Source organism: Arcticibacter sp. (assembly GCF_045629565.1).
Taxonomy (GTDB): Bacteria; Bacteroidota; Bacteroidia; order Sphingobacteriales; family Sphingobacteriaceae; genus Arcticibacter.
On the sequence record NZ_JAZQRL010000100.1, the window covers coordinates 38,519 to 56,072 of the forward strand.

A 17,554-nucleotide genomic window follows, 5' to 3' on the forward strand; every position below is an offset into this window, starting at 1 on the left:
GCCAATCCTATGGCTGCCAACTAAACTACTCTTGGCTGTGAAACTAACTATTCTCTTACTTATTGTCGGCGTCATGTCCGTCAGTGCGGCATCCTTCGCACAGAAGATCAGTATGGAGAAGAGTAATGTTCCGCTTAAAGCGGTTTTCCAGGAGATCAGAAAACAGTCAGGTTATGATTTTATTTTTGATGAGAGCCTCATCAACCGCGCCCGCCTCGTTAGTGTATCGGTTAAGAATGCCGAACTGACCCACGTGCTCGATAAATGCCTGGAGAATCAGCCCCTGATGTATGTCATTCAGGAGAAGATAGTCGTCGTCAAAGAAAAAGAGAGCCGTGTGTTTCGGCTTCAGGGTGTCATCAAAGATGAAAAAGGAGCCCCGCTTCCCGGGGTCGTGATCTTCAACGTGAATAAAAATATCTCCGTAGCCAGTGATCAGTTGGGCCGCTTCAGCATTAACGCTGATAGAGGGGACGTGATTCGCTTCCGGATGATCGGCTTCTCGGAGAGCGCTGTAGTTGCCGAAGAGGGGCAGCGCGAAATTACGGTCATCCTCACCGAAGCAACAGTTCAGTTGCAAACCACAGTGGTAACAGCACTCGGTATCAAGCGGGAACAGCGCGCACTTGGATATGCTGTTTCGGAGGTGGACGGCGAGAGCCTGAAAAAGGCCCGCGAAACCAACGTGATCAACTCGTTGGCGGGTAAGGTGCCCGGACTGATCATCAACAGCACGGCAGCTGGACCTTCTGGTTCGTCACGTGTAATCATTCGCGGAAATACCACCGTTACCGGGAATAACCAACCACTGTACGTGGTTGACGGAATTCCGATTGACAACTCCAACTATGGTGGCACGGGTTCTGGAATGTATGCCCAGGGATATGATTTCGGGGACGCTATTTCTGCCATTAACCCGGACGATATAGATAAAATAAGTATTCTTCGCGGCCCTTCCGCAGCAGCGCTCTACGGTGCAAGGGCAGCAAACGGAGTGATCCAGATCACGACCAAGAAAGGGAAGGGGAACTCAGGAATCGAGGTGAACAGTACAACCTCATTTGAAGATCAGCTAACCAGTTTTGACGGTTACCAATACCAGTATGGACAGGGCAGGAACCAGACCATCAATACCTCAGCAGACCAGGCCAGGACATCCATGTTCAGTAACTTCGGTGCCAGGCTGGATCCTGACCTCAACGTAATTTCTTACGACGGTGTGTACCGGCCTTACCAGAAGGTGGAGGACAATATCGGCGGTTTCTTCCGTACGGGCGTTACCACCACCAATACCGTATCGTTGAACAGCTCAACAGAGAGAGGTTCGTTCCGCCTGTCTGTTTCAGATTTGAGAAACAGCGACATCATACCCGAAAGTGGTATGCGAAGAAATTCTTTTACGTTTAACGGAACCTCCAACTTCGGTCCCAAGCTGACAGTTGAAGCCCGGGCATTCTACATGAACGAAAAGGTCGATAACCGTCCGGCACTTGCAGACGACCCGGGCAATATCGGTAATGCGTTTATCGGATTGGCTAACAATGTCGACCAGAACTGGTTCGCTCAAAAATATAAAAACGAGGACGGTTCTTATATTGAATGGGGTGGTGGCCAGTACCGGCTTAATCCTTACTGGGTGATCAATGAAATGCAAAACGAGACGGGTAAGAACAGGCTTCTGGGTGCGTTTCAATTCAATTATAAGGCTACTTCCTGGCTTAGTCTTCAGGGACGTGCTTCTACAGATCTTACCTATATTGAGTTTGAGAAATTCAGTCCGCGTACGACACCGGGATTTATCACCGGAGCGCTCGACCAGATCAATCGCAAGCATGTCACTACTGAAGCCGATGTGCTGGTGACAGCGGAAAAGCAGGTTAGCAGATCTTTACATTTGTCTGCGCGGATTGGTGGAAGTATTTCCCGTGTGCATAATCAGGCAGACAATATGCAGTTCACGAACCTTACAGTGCCTGACGCGATCACACCTACCAGTTTTACAGACAAGAATATCGTTCAGGTACCCTATCGTAAGCATCTCAATTCCGCCTACGGTTTGCTCAGCGCATCCTACAAGAGTTACCTGTACCTCGACGCAACGCTTCGCCAGGATGCATATTCCACGCTGTCAAAATCTTACACCTACCCGTCTCTCGCCACCAGCTTTGTCTTCTCCGACGCATTCAAGCTGGGGAAGAAATTTTTAAGTATGGGCAGGATCAGGGCCGATATCTCCGAGGTCGCCAGCGACACCGATCCCTATTTGCTCGACCTGTACTACACTGTAAATCCTTTACCATATGAATCTATCTCCTATGGCGGACTCAGCACTGATGTGATGGCGAACCGGAATCTCGTTCCCACCCGCACCCGCTCCTGGGAAGTCGGCACCGAACTTCAGTTCTTTGGAAACAGGATAAGCCTGGATATGACCTATTACAATCAACGTTCACGCGACCAGATCAACCGTGTCCCGGTACCTGTTTCTTCCGGTTTCGCTACGCAGACGATCAACGCCGGGGTGGTGACTAACAGAGGACTTGAGATCATGCTGAACGCAAGTCCCTTTACCAAAACAGCGTTAAAATGGAACTTCAGTCTGAACTTCGCGAGAAACATTAACAAAGTGGAGTCCCTTGCCGAAGGCGTTCCCTTTCTCACCTTGTCAGAAGCCAGATGGATGGGAGTTGCTGTTATTGCCAAACCGGGAGAAGACTACGGTTCTATACTGGCGTTCGACTATCAGCACGATCCGCAAGGTAATCTTATCCTTGATCCCAATACTCTATTGCCTCTGCAAAGCGCAGAAAGGCAGGTGCTCGGCAAGGGTATATATGACTGGACAGGTGGTATGAGCAACACACTAAATTTCAAAGCTTTCACCCTGAACGCACTGGTCGATGTTAAATACGGCTCAGATCTCTTTTCCATGACAAACCTTTTTGCGGCGAGCCGCGGAAGTCTCAATACCACTCTCGAAGGCCGGGAAGAATGGATCGCTTCGGAAGAAGAAAGACAGTCACTTGGCTATACCGCCGAACAATGGAGAGAAATGGGTCGGGTGAAAGGTCTTGTTCCTCAGGGTGTTGTATTGGGAGAGAACGGAGAATACGTACAAAACGCCCGCGCAGTCGATCCTTCGGTTTACTGGCCACAGATCGTGTCAAGCGGCGGAGTTGCAAGACCCTATATTTATGATGGTTCCTATGTCAAGATGCGTGAGATATCCCTCGGTTACAGCTTCCCATTAAAGCTAACCTCCAGACTCGGCATACGCGACCTGCAGCTTTCTGTGGTCAGCAGAAATCCGTTCATCATCTATAAAGACACACCTAACGTTGATCCCGATTCGAACTATAACAACGGCAATGGTCAGGGGCTCGAATACGGGTCGCTGCCAACCAGGCGCAGCTGGGGTTTCAACCTGAATTTCAGATTTTAACATTTTATCATGAAACATAGCATGAAGACGAAATTAACTCTATCCCTGCTCCGGCTACTGGTGATTGCCGGAGTGTTGAGTTCATGTAACAAGTTTGACGACACGAATATAGATCCTTCCCGGTCCAGCGATCTAGACCCCGCGCTACAGCTTACCAACGTCCAGCTCCGCTTTTCCGGCGACCTGGAGGTAAATGAAAAGTTAGGTCTGGTTTTCACCATGCCCCTGGTACAGCAGATTGGAGGAATCTGGCTCAACAGGAACGGACAGTTCTATGTTTACGACAGGAACTACCTTTCTTCCCTATGGAATAATACCTATAATAATGACGTAGTGAATATTGTAGATGCCGTAAACCGCACCAGCGGTGATCCTGCCAAATCAAACATGAACGCCGTTTGCAGAATCATGAAGGTATACGAATTCGCGAGGCTTACCGATGTGTATGGCGATATCCCCTATAAAGAAGCAGGAAAGGCCTATTCGGAAGGCGTCATCAGGCCAGCGTTCGACAAACAGGAAGATATTTACAACGATTTCTTCAAGGAACTGACAGAGGCCTCAGCCCAGCTCGATGCATCGAAAGATGCCGTTACCGGCGACCTGTTCTATCGCGGGAATGTGGAAGCATGGAAGAAATTCGCCAATTCACTCCGCCTGCGCTATGCCATGCGTCTGGTAAAGGTCAATCCTGAGAAAGCACGTCAGGAGGCCGAAGCGGCCGTTCAGGCAGGAGTATTTACCTCCAATGCCGATCTATGCAAGATGGACCATCTGAATATACAAAATACGTATGTCGACGTCCGTGGTAACGCTGTATCCGCTGCTTTCTGCCAGTCGGAGGTTATTCCACGTGTTCAGAATACCTTTATTGAGCAGCTCCGCACTACAAATGATCCACGTCTGTCAAGACTCGTCAAGTATTACATAGACATCGTTAACAGGCCCTTCGATCGCATCGACATCACCGGGCCTGTGGTGGCTCAGATCGGATACAACGGTGTTCCGTCAAACGAATATATATGGGATGGTTGGCTGAACCCCATTAGCATTGAAGTTCCCGGAAGAGGAACCATGCAGGCCGTGAATAACGACCAGAAAGCGCAGCTCGCCAACTTTATGATCCGGAACAACGCACCTTTTCTACACCTCACCTATGCTGAAGTTGAATTTCTATTGGCCGAAATGGCCGTGCGATGGGGCATAAGCAACGGAGGGACAGCAGCAGAACACTATGCGAAAGGTGTTCAGGCGGCCATGGCCCAGCTCAGTCTCTTTCCTGATGGACCCGTGATCCCCGACACGGAGGTGCAAGACTTCATCCGGGCAAACGGACTCCTTGCGGGCAGAGAGATTGAAATTATTAATCAGCAGCTGTGGATTGCCCTTTTATTGAACGGTCCTGAAGCTTATGCCAACTGGAGGAGGACCGGCTTTCCGCGCCTGACGCCCTCCCCAAATTACGATTCGTCTATCCAGACCATTCCTCGCCGGTTTGAATATCCGCTGCTCGAGCTGGAACAAAATGCAAGCAACGCAGCGGTAGCAGTTCAAGCCCTGGGGCCCGGAGGTAATACCTGGACTAACCGTGTATGGTGGGACAAACCCTGATCTTAACCAAAAAGAAAGATGAAACAGATCACAATATTATTCCTGTTCAGCCTGCTGGTTACGATGATGGCAGGCTGCGAAAAATCGAAGGCTGAAGAAGGGTTGGGGCAAGAAAAACCTGCGGATGCACCCAGGCCGTTTGTAGTCGGCTATCTATTTAGCAGTACCGATGATCTGGGCGCAGCATTCGCGGGCTTAGATCTCAAGCGCATCACGCACCTCAATATCGCCTTCCTCAATCCGGCAGAAAATGGCCGTTACACAACGGTGAACGGGCTTCCTCAAATCGTAAAGCAAGCCAGGGACCAGCAGGTGAAAGTACTGTTCTCCATAGGCGGGGGAATGCCGCCACCATACCTGAAAGACCTGCTCAAGCCAGATAAACAAGCGGCCCTGATCAATGAACTGGTGAAATTTACCGTCGACAATAACTTCGATGGCATCGATGTCGATATTGAAAACGAGTTCATAGACGAGAACTACGAACCCTTCGTACTGGGTTTATCCAAAGCCCTGAAACCTCATAAAAAGTTGATAACCTCAGCGCTGTCTGCCTGGACAGGAAAAGCCGTATCCGACAAGGCACTGGCGGTATACGACATTATCCATATCATGTCATACGACCAAACCGGTCCATGGAACAAAGAGAGGCCCGGTCCGCATTCCACGTTCGAAGCAGCTCAGGCAGACCTTGATTACTGGATTGACACCCGCAAAGTGCCGGCGTCCAAAGTCACGCTGGGACTACCTTTCTACGGCTATGGCTTTGGCCCGTCTATACCCGAGAGTTTATCGTTTGGAGACATTGTCAGGCAGTGGCCTGGCGCTGAGCTTAAAGATCAGGTGGATGTGCCCGGACAAGGAACGGTCTATTACAATGGACTGCCCACCATCAGCAAAAAGGTGGAACTTGCACGATCCAGGAGAGCAGCCGGAGTGATGATATGGCAGCTGCGCGGCGACGCTCCCGGTGCGCAATCCCTGCTCAAGGCGATCAACGAAGTTTTATACGATTAATTATTGTTAATCCATTTCAATATGAAGAAGCTTACTTATTTTCTGTTATTTATATCTTACTTGCTGGCTTCCTGTGCTAAGGAAGATGAGCCTGATACCTCCAATTATTTCCCGCGGATCTTTGACGGAGGACTTGTTTTTCAATCGCCTTCGCGAATCATTCAGGAGGGCGAATCAGCGGTGTACACCGGGCTGCTTTTTTCACCGAAACCTCTCGAAAAGACCAGGATCAGCTGGAAGGTAAATGGACAGGAGGTCTCCACAGACACCGCCTTTACATTTGCTCCGCAGGAAGGAGGAGAATTTGAAATCAGACTGGAAGCCAGCTACAACGGTCAGACCGCAACACGCATCTCGAAAGTCCTGGTCAGTCCCGCGAGCTACACGCCAAAGCCTTCGGCACGCGTCATTCTGTCCTATCTGTCGGAGAATGCCACATCAGCAGGCATCGGCTGGGAAGATGTAACTCATATTGCCTTTAATGGAGCAAGAGTATTACCGGGCGGCAGTGTGGATTTTTCGAAGTCTAACCAGAACCAGAATCTAGATGAACTCGTCGCAAGGGGACATATCAACGGGGTTCCTGTGTTACTTGGAGTCAGCGGCAGGCTTTCGGGAGTTGACGGCTGGTCGCTATATAACAGTAACGACTTCGGATCATCGATCAGTGATCCCGCTTTAAGAGCCTCCCTTGTTCAAACGCTTGCAAGCTATGTACAGGACCATCGTCTGGACGGAATCGATATCATGATGACCGACCTGGGGAATGACGATTATACCATCGCGGCAGGCAATGCAGCGGCTGTAGGACCGTTCCTGAATGCCCTGAAAGCCGCTCTGCCACAAGGTGCGATCGTCACAGTTACCGCTACCACCAATTATATGCATTGGGAATATACGGATCTTTCGGCCGCCGATTGGATCCATGTACATGCATTTGAAAACGGCGTGACGGTCGGTCCCGGTGCTAAACCTGGGCAGCCTTCTCCGTTTGAATTCATGACGGCAGGAGGAGCTACCTGGGTAGGCAAAGGCGTCCCTGCCAGCAAACTTGTCCTCGGCATTCCCGCCTTTGGCCTCCGGTACAACGAACTGGATGCAAACGGAAATAACGCCAGTTGGGGATCATACGATTATATGCCCTTTTCGGCAATTGTTGCCGCAGATGCCACCGCTGCCGGAAAAGACTCCACCATGTCTATTGCCAGGGGAGTTTATTATAATGGCAAACCATTGGTGACGCAGAAAGCAAGCTATATCAGAGATCGGGGCTTCCGTGGCGCATATCTATGGGCTGGCGACTACGATGCGCCAGACGGAAACTCGCTGATAAAAGTATTGTCAGGCATATTGAAATAAACGACCAGTACTGTGAAATCACCACGCTCCGTCGCCATTGATGCCTTTAGAGCACTGATCATGCTCCTGATGATCTTTGTAAATGACCTCTGGACACTCCACAACATCCCCGGCTGGCTCGAACATGTGCCAGCCAATGTGGATGGCATGGGTCTGGCAGATATTGTGTTCCCCTCCTTCTTGTTCATCGTAGGACTGTCGATACCATTTGCCGTAGAAAGCCGTCGCCGCAGAAACGATACAGTGCCCGTGATATTCATTCATGTGCTCTCGCGCACCGTTGCCCTACTGGTTATGGGGATATTTATGGTGAATGCCGAAATGTACGGAAAGGCAGCGATGTTGCCCAGAAATATCTGGATGATCCTGCTCATTCTTGCTTTCTTCCTGGTCTGGACGGCCTACAAAAATCCCGGCGCCACCAGCGTCAAGATCAAAAAGACCTGTGGTTTGCTGTTGCTGGTTGTTCTCGCTTTTCTCTACGGCAATGAAAATGCTTCCGGTTTCAGCGCCATGCGGATCTATTGGTGGGGTATTCTCGGACTGATCGGCTGGGGCTACTTCATTGCTACCAGTGTGTATCTGTTTTCGGGAGGAAAGTTCTTGGTCCAGATCATCGCCTTTCTGTTCTTCCTTGTATTCAGCGCTGCCTCTTCACTCGGCTGGCTGGGTTTCCTGGAACCTGTTCGCCCTTATTTGTGGATCTCCGGCGACGGAGCCATGCCTGCTTTGTGCATGGCCGGCGTAATTACCGCTGTTATTTATAAGAAATATGGTGCCGGCCAGTCTATGTTCTGGATTTGGCTGGCTGTTTTCGCTCTCGTGCTGTTTGCCATCGGCTGGGCTACCCGTCCGGCCTGGGGAATTTCGAAGAACCGCGCAACGCCCTCCTGGGTATGTATATGTTCGGGCCTAAGCCTGATCTGTTTTATGCTGATCACCTGGATGACCGATCTTCGGAAACAAACCAAATGGTACAACCTGATCAGGCCGGGGGGAACGAGTACACTCACCTGCTACCTGATCCCCTATATTCACTATGCACTGATTTCCATGACAGCCCTGCAATTACCTTCGTTGCTGAGGGACGGAGCTTTGGGCATCCTGAAATCACTACTGTATGCACTGGCGATAATCGTATTTACCGGACTCCTGGAAAAGAAAAATATCCGCCTGAAAATTTAATTGTATGAAAACGAACTTAACACTGATTTTCTTGACCATCCTTACGCTAAGTGCAGGAGCGCGGGTCCATTCTGTACAAGGAACCGACAGTATTCCCCTTACGCTGACATGGGAAGTTTTGGAAAACAACTACAACGGAACAACAGAAACCCGCTCCGTCCTGCAGATCCGCAATACGGGCACCGAACCATTCCCATCCTCCGGCTGGACGATCTTTTTCAACGGTCCGGAGATTCGGGGAGCAGGTTCTGACAACGCAGTAGTTTCCGCCCAGCTTATCAACGGCGATTTTCTCCGGATTCTGCCACGGAGTTCCTTTCAGGCACTGGCTCCCGGTAAGTCGGTTCAAACCGACTTTTTATCAAGAGGCCTGAAGAACATCACCGACTATCCAAAAGGGTTTTACATCGTATTTGACGATCGTCCGACCAAAGCATTTCTTCCCAAACTGATAACAATATCATTATTGGATGATCCGAAACGGGAAGAGGAACTAGCCGGCCGGACGTTCAGGCAGAACGCGCTTGTTACCGATCTGCCGCTGAGTGCATTGTCACCGGTTTTTCCGACCCCCGCAAGCTATAAAAAGAGCAACGGGTACTTCGAGTGGAAGGCTTCTTTAAGCTTGCATGCTGACGAGGCATTCCGTTCGGAAGCCGAATATCTGAAGGCAGAAATGCTCAGACTGGCAGGTGCAAAGGTCACATCGTCGAAAGACAGATCCGGGGTCAGCATCCTGATCAACAAGAAAGCCATGCCCTCGGCTGAAGCATACGAGCTTATCGTTGGTTCGAAGCAGATCACGATCAACGCCTCGTCGCCTGCCGGTGTCTTTTATGGGATCCAATCCTTAAGCATGCTGTTACCTTCAGGCCCTGCTGTAAGCGCTGGTCAAGTTAAAACTATAGCTGCAATCGAAATGAAAGATCAGCCACGCTTTGGCCACCGCGCTTTTATGATGGATATCGCCCGTAACTTCCAGCCCCCATCGCAGATCATGAAAGTGATAGACCTGATGGCCTTGTACAAGCTGAATGTATTGCATCTGCATATGAGTGAGGACGAGGGTTGGCGACTCGAAATACCCGGACTGCCCGAGCTCACCGAAGTTGGCTCCCGCAGAGCTCATCCATTCCAGCCTCACCAGGCAATTCAACCAGCCTACGGATCCGGTCCCGACACCTCGAACCGTTTTGGAAGCGGACACCTGAGCAGGGCAGACTACATCAGCATCCTGAAATACGCAACCGCGCGGCATATCAGGGTCATACCAGAAGTGGAGACACCCGGCCATGCAAGAGCAGCCATCAAAGCCATGGACGCCCGTTATGACCGCTTACTGAAACTAGGCGACAAAGCTGGCGCCGAAAAATACCTGCTGCGCGATGTAAATGATAAGTCGGTCTACCGTTCTGTCCAGGGCTTCAACGATAATGTCATCAATCCGTCGTTACCATCCGTATATACCTTTCTGGAAAAAGTTACAGACGAAATCATAGCTATGCATCGCGAAGCCGGCGCCCCTCTGGAAACGATCCACTTTGGTGGTGATGAGGTGCCCGGGGGAGTATGGGAGCAGTCGCCCGCCGTCAAGGCCTTGATGCAACGGGATAAGTCCCTCGCCAGTGTGGATGAACTCTGGTACTATTTCTTCAGCCGGATCAACAGCATGCTGGGTGCCAAAGGCCTCTACTTCTACGGCTGGGAAGAAACAGGCATGCATAAAGCAATGGTAGCCGGACAAAAGAAAATGGTGGTAGACCCGCGCTTTGCAGGGAAAAACTTTCGTGCAGACGTATGGAACAACCTTTCCGGAAACGAAGATCTGGCGTATAAACTGGCGAATGCTGGCTACAAAGTCGTCCTGACCAATGTCACCAACATGTACATGGATCTGGCCTATAGCGAAAGCTACTATGAACCCGGACAATATTGGGGCGGTTATGTGGATGTAGAAAAGCTTTTCCGGTTTATTCCTTTCAACTACTATAAGAACCAGGCGGAAAATGAGCGGAACGAACCCCTTTCCAAATCACATTTCGATAAGATGGAACGACTGAGGCCGGAAAATAAAGCGAACATTGTAGGACTGCAAGCACCCCTCTGGAGCGAAATTATTACCAGTGCTGAACGAATGGAATATCTGCTTCTACCGAAGCTGCTTGGGCTTGCAGAGCGCAGCTGGGCACCTGATCCTGACTGGGCGAACGAGCAAGATATGAATAAGGCCGCTTCTATGTACAGGAAAGCCTGGTCAGCGTTCGTCAACGTCCTTGGAAAAAGAGAGCTGCCGCGGCTGGATCATCATGCCGGTGGATTTCAGTACCGAATACCGCCGCCTGCTTATGTTAAAGACAACGGTAAACTCAAGGCGAACGTACTTTATCCAGGATTGACCATCCGCTATTCCACCGATGGCACGGAACCCACCATGCAAAGCAAGATATTCACAGGCGAGATGGATGATGTTCAGGGTATCGCCTTGCGGGTCTTCAATCAGGCAGGCAGGGGAGGGAGGACTGTAAGGCCCTGATAATCATTAGCTATGAGGCATCCTGACGCTGGTATCAATGCATCTTCAGGACTACCGCTAACCACTATGAATGCTAAAATGAATTATACTAAACCTGCTCCCGTCAGGTATCTCTCGCTGGATGTGCTAAGAGGCCTGACGGTTTGCCTCATGATTGTTGTAAACACCCCGGGAGACTGGGGTAATATATATTCCCCTTTCAGACATGCAGAATGGCATGGATTTACATTAACGGACCTGGTCTTTCCAACCTTTCTCTTCGCTGTTGGAAACTCCATGAGTTTCAGTATGCGGAAATTGGCTTCTCTTCCTCCATCTGCTTTTATCGGGAAAGTTTTTAAAAGAGCGCTCATCATATTCGCGATCGGATATTTCCTAAACGGCTTCTCATTTTACAAGATGGAGAACGGCGAATTCCATCTGATCGATTTCAGCGGTATCAGGATTATGGGAGTGTTGCAGCGTATCGCCATATGTTATATCCTGGCATCCCTGATGATCTATTATTTCAGGAAGAGAACAGTGCTGATCATCAGCTGTGTTATGCTCATGGCGTATTGGGCGGTGCTGTATTATTTTGGAGATCCCGGCATTCCTTACAGTCTGCAGGGAAACGCTGTTCGTAAACTGGATCTTCACCTTTTCGGTTCAAAGCTATTGTATCAAGGCTTTGGTGTTCCGTTTGATCCGGAAGGTTTATTAAGTAATCTTCCCGCCATGGCTAATGTCACTGCCGGCTATCTTGTAGCTACTTACATACGTGAAAGTCAGCAGGTCAAAAGCAGCTTACTGAAGACGACATTGCTGGGCTTGGGAATGGTCGCGGCTGCCCAGCTATGGAACCTGTATCTTCCTGTCAACAAACCACTATGGACCAGTTCTTACACGGTATACGCGATTGGTTTAGACCTGATTATTTTAAGTGCCCTGGTTTATGTTATTGAAATATGTTCGATCAGACGCTGGACGTACTTCTTTGAAGTTTTTGGAAAGAATCCTTTGTTCCTTTATGCCTTGTCAGGAACGCTCATCACGATTCTTTATGCCATCCCTACAGCACAGTCCACCGTGGCGCAAGAGATCTATGCCAAACTGTATATCAGCTGGATGGCGGACAGGAACGCCTCGCTGTTATTTGCGATCTCCTACATGCTGGTTTTATGGTGTATCGGTTATGTATTAGACCGTAAAAGGATTTACCTGAGGGTTTAGACCTGGCAAGATTGCTATATTTGTGCATGAAAGTTTTCGTTAGCCTACTGTTTACTATACTTCTTACAACTAAAACCTTCGCTCAGCAGCAAGATGTCGTGACCGTCAGGGATTTCCGGAAAGGAATCAAAAAAGAACATCCGATTATTCTCGACGTAAGAAGTCCCGAGGAATACGCTGAAGGACATATAAAGAACGCGCTGAATCTCAATTGGCAGAATCCGGATGAATTTGCGACGCTGGCAGCCCGAATGCAAAAGTCGAAGCCGGTGTATATATACTGCCGTTCGGGAGTGAGAAGCGCAAAGGCTGCAGAATGGCTTCGCAGCAATGGCTTTACACATATTGTCGGACTCGATGGGGGTATAAAAGCCTGGTTGGACGCAGACAAACGCGTTGTAAAGTAAACCATATGAAGCGGGGCTGCCTGATAATGGCAACCCGTGCAAACAAGAGATCATCTACATTTTTTACTAACCCTGCTCAATCTCCTTCAGACTAGCCATTTTCTTGTAAGCCAGGAAACCCTTAATATCTTCAAAGTGCTCGCGAACACGCTTATTGCCAAACTCGAATACTTTCTTTGCCAGTCCGTCCAGAAAGTCACGATCATGCGATACCAGGATCAGGGTGCCATCAAAGTCCCGCAGGGCACCTTTAATAATATCCTTGGTCTTCATATCCAGGTGGTTCGTAGGCTCATCCAGAATCAGCACGTTCACTGGCTCCAATAACAGTTTAATCATCGCTAAGCGGGTTTTCTCACCGCCGGAAAGTACCTTCACCTTTTTGGTGGTATCATCACCGCTGAACATAAATGCACCTAAAAGATCTTTGATCTTGACGGTTCCATCACTTAGTGGAATCTGATCAATTGTTTCAAACACCGTCAGATTTTCATCGAGCAATGCAGCCTGGTTTTGAGCAAAGTAGCCAATCTTAGCGTTGTGACCGACCTTCAAGCTTCCCTCAAAATCGATCTCGCCCATGATTGCTTTGATCATGGTGGACTTACCTTCACCATTTTTTCCGACGAAAGCAACCTTCTCGCCCCGCTCAATCACCAGAGAAGCCTTTTCGAATACTACATGTTCGCCGTACTTTTTAGTTAGCTCCTCTACGATCACCGGATATTGACCCGAACGCGGGGAGGGTGGAAATGTCAAACGTAAGGCTGACGTATCTACCTCATCGATTTCCAGGATCTCCAGTTTCTCCAACATTTTCACGCGTGACTGTACCTGTAACGTTTTGGAGTAGGTACCCCTGAACCGATCTATAAATTCCTGATTATCCGCAATAAATCGCTGCTGTTCTTCGTAAGCTTTTAGCTGATGTACACGACGGTCGGCACGCAGCTGCAGGTAGTGGGTGTATTTTGCCTTGTAGTCGTAAATACGGCCCATAGTCACTTCTATCGTACGATTGGTGATGTTGTCAACAAACGCACGGTCGTGAGAAATGATTACTACAGCCTTAGCCGAATTGACCAGGAAATCCTCCAACCACTGAATACTTTCAATATCCATATGGTTAGTTGGCTCATCGAGCAAGATAAGATCCGGCTTTTTCAGTAAAATTTTAGCCAGCTCAATCCGCATGCGCCATCCGCCCGAAAACTCAGAAGTTTGTCGGCTGAAGTCCTTGCGTTGAAAGCCCAGCCCCTTTAAAACCTTCTCTACCTCGGCATCGTAATTGGTCTCTTCTACGGAGTAAAATTTCTCGCTGAGCTCCGATACACGTTCAATTAACTTCATGTAATCGTCACTCTCATAATCTGTTCTGATCGTTAGCTGTTCGTTCAACTCGTCCAGTTCTGTTTGCATCTGATGCACCTCATGAAAGGCTTTAGACGCTTCTTCGAAAACAGTAACATTGTCCTGCGTAAGCAAATGCTGCGGCAGGTAAGCAATCACTGCATCCTTTGGTCCGGTAACACTACCCGTAGTCGGTTTAGCAGCACCGGCAATTATTTTCAGAATGGTGGACTTGCCCGCACCATTTTTGCCCATCAGGGCTATTTTGTCGTTCTCATTGATCGGAAAAGTGACGTCGTTGAACAGGGTTGTTCCGCCAAAAGAAACGGAGATGTTATTTACATTAATCACGAAGTGAGGATATTAAAATGAGCGGCAAAGATAATGGAATTTAGAACAATTCAAGGAGCTACCATCGGGTGTCCATCGACTCATCATCGTTTGATCAGTTGCGCGTCAAGTCCGTACCAAAGTCGCATCAGCTTCGGACCAGCTTCGGCAAAATGCGAAGAAGATGCGAAGTTGATGCGACTCAAAATCGAGGCAGAACGGAATCTGTATAAAAGATGGTATTAGCTATTCTCAAAGTAGTATCCTATATTTGGTGCAGTTCTTTACATTTCATTCTTATAACAGACAGGTTCCATATCAAAAAACGGATATGGATTAAAGAGGAACCGTGTGCAAATCACGGGCTGTCGCGCAACTGTAAGTAACACCCTGCCACCAGCAGGATTTTCGAGCCATCAACGATGTCCATTGTCCGCATAACCGCGGATGAGAAGGGCGGCGAAGAAAAGTTACAAGCCAGGATACTTGCCATCTGTTCAAGACCAATGCTTTCGCGATTGAAGCAGTAGTCCCGCGCCATGTTACGCGCCAACGACCGTTATGCCGGTCGCTGCGCTAAGCACCACGCCACTACACCCAATTCTGAAAGCATACCCAAAACGTAAGGAGCATTAAGTCACATTAATGTTTAACAAAGTTTTATGCGTATGCTCAAAAACAACCTTGGTTACCCCCGCATCGGAAGTAACCGCCAACTGAAAAAAGCCTGTGAAAATTACTGGGCAGGCAAAATTACCCGTGATGAACTCTTTCATGCTGCCCGTGAGCTCCGGGAGGAGAGCCTGAAGCTTCAGCAGGATGCCGGAATCGACCTCATCCCTTGCAACGACTTCAGTTTCTACGATCATGTTCTTGATATGTCGCTGATGCTGGGCGTGATCCCCGGAAGGTACTCGGCAGTATTGACTGACGTGTCCGGGAATTCCGAGATCGACCTGTACTTCGCCATGGCGCGGGGTTATCAGAAAGACGGGCTGGATATTCCGGCCATGGAAATGACCAAGTGGTTCGACACGAACTACCATTACATCGTACCCGAGTTTACAGCCAATCAGCGGTTCAAGCTTTTTTCGCAGAAAGCGTTTGCGGAGTACTCCAGTGCGGCGCAGATCCTCGGAACCGCACCGAAGCCGGTAATTACCGGTCCCGTTTCTTACCTGCTGCTGGGCAAGGAGAAAGATAGCGAATCGGGTAGGGCACAAGATTTTAATCGGATCGGGTTCATCAAAAAATTGATCCCCGTATACATCGAAATAATCAATACCTTCAAAACTTACGGCGCTAAGTGGATTCAGATCGATGAGCCATACCTTTGCCTGGATCTGAGTGAAGAGGAGAAAAATGCTTTTGAATACGCCTATACGGAGATCAGCAAGAAATGTGGCGGCATCAAGGTGCTGTTGACCACCTATTTTGGTACCCTTGGGGACAATACTTCGCTGGCACTTGGCTTGCCGGTTGCAGGACTGCATGTCGATCTGGTGAGAGGTGCGGAGCAGATTAGTGAACTGTTGCAGCACTTCCCACAGGGCAGATGGCTTTCGCTGGGACTGGTGAACGGACGCAATATCTGGAAGAACGACTACCAGCGGTCCTTGGAGCTGATTGACCGATGCCGCCGGGTTGTAGGTGAAGACCGGTTGATGATTGCGGCTTCCTGCTCGTTGCTGCATACGCCCTGCGACCTTGATCAGGAAAGCAAGATCCCTCCACAGATAAAAAACTGGATGGCGTTTGCCAGGCAGAAGCTCCGGGAGATCGGAGACCTCGTCGATATCGCCGGAGGCAACAGCGAGTCGCTTGCTGCTAATACCCGGGCGCTGGACGATCGCCGCAACAGCACACTGACCCATCGGCAGGAGGTGAAGAATCGGGTGCAAGCGATCCGCGAAGAAGACTCAAGGAGGAAAAATCCATTCGATGTCCGGCAGAAACTTCAGCAGCAGCGCCTGAAGCTGCCCTTGTTCCCCACAACTACCATTGGCTCTTTCCCGCAGACCGCAGATATCCGCAAGCTTCGGGGCCAGCTCAAAAAGGGCCAGATCACTCCGTCCGAATATGACGAGGCGATAGCGATGGCCACACGGGAGAGCATCCGGTGGCAGGAAGAGATCGGGCTGGATGTGCTCGTACATGGAGAATTTGAGCGTAACGATATGGTGGAGTACTTCGCTGAATTGTTAGAAGGATTTCTGTTCACCAGTAACGGCTGGGTACAAAGCTATGGAAGTCGTTGCGTGAAGCCGCCGGTTATATTTGGTGACATCAGCCGCGAAAAGGACATGACAGTGCGCTGGAGCCGGTTCGCGCAGGAGTGTACTGCTTTGCCGATGAAAGGTATGCTGACCGGTCCGGTTACCATCCTGCAATGGTCCTTTGTGCGTGACGACCAGCCTAGGTCGACCACCGCCATGCAGATTGCACTGGCTATTCGTGACGAGGTCCAGGCTTTGGAACAAGCCGGGATTAATATTATCCAGATCGACGAACCGGCAGTCAGAGAAGGTCTGCCGCTTAGAAAGCAAGACTGGGAGAGCTACCTCGACTGGGCTATTAAAGCATTCCGCATCTCCGCGTCCGGAGTACGCGACGAAACACAGATTCATACCCATATGTGTTACAGCGAGTTTAATGACATCATCGGAAGCATTGCTGATATGGATGCCGACGTGATCACGATTGAAACCTCCCGTTCGCAAATGGAGCTCCTGGATGTTTTTTCGAAGTTCAAATATCCAAACGAAATAGGACCTGGGGTGTACGACATTCACTCGCCCCGTGTGCCCACAACAGAAGAAATGGTGGCACTGATGGAAAAGGCAGCAGCTTCTATTCCAGTGCGCAACCTGTGGGTGAATCCCGATTGCGGACTAAAAACCAGGGACTGGCCGGAAACGACACAGGCTCTGGGCAACATGGTGAAAGCCGCATCGATGTTACGCAAGCAGGTAGAAGAGATGGTCTAAACCTGAACTTTAATCATAACAAAAGGAAGTTGTATGACACAACTTCCTTTGTTATTTATGCCAGGATCTGACGAGTGCAAGGCAAGCACCCGATTATACAGCTTTTTAATTGGATAAATAT

The 17,554-nt window shown here is 49.5% G+C and carries 10 protein-coding genes and 1 riboswitch; of the genes, 9 read left to right on the top strand and 1 reads right to left on the bottom strand.

Annotated features, from left to right (window positions below):
* The first annotated feature begins 37 nt into the window (after positions 1–37).
* The 8 genes from ACKI5J_RS12170 to ACKI5J_RS12205 are packed head-to-tail and all read left to right on the top strand — an operon-like array spanning position 38 to position 12,766.
* The gene (locus tag ACKI5J_RS12170; protein WP_407429746.1) at positions 38–3,442 is read left to right on the top strand and encodes a SusC/RagA family TonB-linked outer membrane protein; all 3,405 of its coding nucleotides are present in this window, start codon (positions 38–40) and stop codon (positions 3,440–3,442) included.
* 9 nt (positions 3,443–3,451) lie between these two features.
* On the top strand, positions 3,452–5,053 hold the full coding sequence (locus tag ACKI5J_RS12175; protein ID WP_407429747.1) for a SusD/RagB family nutrient-binding outer membrane lipoprotein: 1,602 nt from the start codon (positions 3,452–3,454) through the stop codon (positions 5,051–5,053).
* An 18-nt stretch (positions 5,054–5,071) separates the two neighbouring features.
* Entirely contained in the window at positions 5,072–6,070 is a 999-nt protein-coding gene (locus ACKI5J_RS12180) for a glycosyl hydrolase family 18 protein (RefSeq protein ID WP_407429748.1), read from the top strand.
* Between the two features lie 21 nt (positions 6,071–6,091).
* Positions 6,092–7,429: a glycosyl hydrolase family 18 protein gene (locus ACKI5J_RS12185; protein ID WP_407429749.1), complete on the top strand. Its 1,338-nt coding sequence runs from the start codon at positions 6,092–6,094 to the stop codon at positions 7,427–7,429.
* A 12-nt stretch (positions 7,430–7,441) separates the two neighbouring features.
* Positions 7,442–8,614: a DUF5009 domain-containing protein gene (locus ACKI5J_RS12190; RefSeq protein WP_407429750.1), complete on the top strand. Its 1,173-nt coding sequence runs from the start codon at positions 7,442–7,444 to the stop codon at positions 8,612–8,614.
* A 4-nt stretch (positions 8,615–8,618) separates the two neighbouring features.
* Positions 8,619–11,147, top strand: coding sequence for a family 20 glycosylhydrolase (locus ACKI5J_RS12195; protein ID WP_407429751.1), 2,529 nt, complete (start codon positions 8,619–8,621; stop codon positions 11,145–11,147).
* Between the two features lie 12 nt (positions 11,148–11,159).
* Positions 11,160–12,359, top strand: coding sequence for an acyltransferase family protein (locus ACKI5J_RS12200; RefSeq protein ID WP_407429752.1), 1,200 nt, complete (start codon positions 11,160–11,162; stop codon positions 12,357–12,359).
* A gap of 26 nt (positions 12,360–12,385) precedes the next feature.
* Positions 12,386–12,766 (top strand): rhodanese-like domain-containing protein, encoded by a 381-nt coding sequence (locus tag ACKI5J_RS12205; protein WP_407429753.1) that lies wholly within the window; start codon positions 12,386–12,388, stop codon positions 12,764–12,766.
* A 66-nt stretch (positions 12,767–12,832) separates the two neighbouring features.
* On the opposite strand, the gene ACKI5J_RS12210 is transcribed toward ACKI5J_RS12205, so the two are convergent.
* Positions 12,833–14,467, bottom strand: a complete 1,635-nt coding sequence (locus ACKI5J_RS12210; RefSeq protein WP_407429754.1) for an ABC-F family ATP-binding cassette domain-containing protein — start codon at positions 14,465–14,467, stop codon at positions 12,833–12,835.
* Positions 14,468–14,737: 270 nt separating this feature from the next.
* Positions 14,738–14,955: riboswitch (cobalamin riboswitch) on the top strand.
* A gap of 159 nt (positions 14,956–15,114) precedes the next feature.
* On the opposite strand from ACKI5J_RS12210, the gene metE reads away from it, so the two are divergent.
* Positions 15,115–17,433 carry a 5-methyltetrahydropteroyltriglutamate--homocysteine S-methyltransferase gene (gene metE / locus ACKI5J_RS12215; protein ID WP_407429908.1) on the top strand — a complete coding sequence of 773 codons (2,319 nt, stop codon included), beginning with the start codon at positions 15,115–15,117 and terminating at the stop codon, positions 17,431–17,433.
* Positions 17,434–17,554: the final 121 nt, after the last annotated feature.

Coding starts and splice junctions, on each gene's coding strand:
- ACKI5J_RS12180 (WP_407429748.1), top strand. CDS start 5,072: ATGAAACAGATCACAATATTATTCCTGTTCAGCCTGCTGGTTACGATG.
- ACKI5J_RS12195 (WP_407429751.1), top strand. CDS start 8,619: ATGAAAACGAACTTAACACTGATTTTCTTGACCATCCTTACGCTAAGT.
- ACKI5J_RS12200 (WP_407429752.1), top strand. CDS start 11,160: ATGAGGCATCCTGACGCTGGTATCAATGCATCTTCAGGACTACCGCTA.
- ACKI5J_RS12185 (WP_407429749.1), top strand. CDS start 6,092: ATGAAGAAGCTTACTTATTTTCTGTTATTTATATCTTACTTGCTGGCT.
- ACKI5J_RS12205 (WP_407429753.1), top strand. CDS start 12,386: ATGAAAGTTTTCGTTAGCCTACTGTTTACTATACTTCTTACAACTAAA.
- metE (WP_407429908.1), top strand. CDS start 15,115: ATGCTCAAAAACAACCTTGGTTACCCCCGCATCGGAAGTAACCGCCAA.
- ACKI5J_RS12175 (WP_407429747.1), top strand. CDS start 3,452: ATGAAACATAGCATGAAGACGAAATTAACTCTATCCCTGCTCCGGCTA.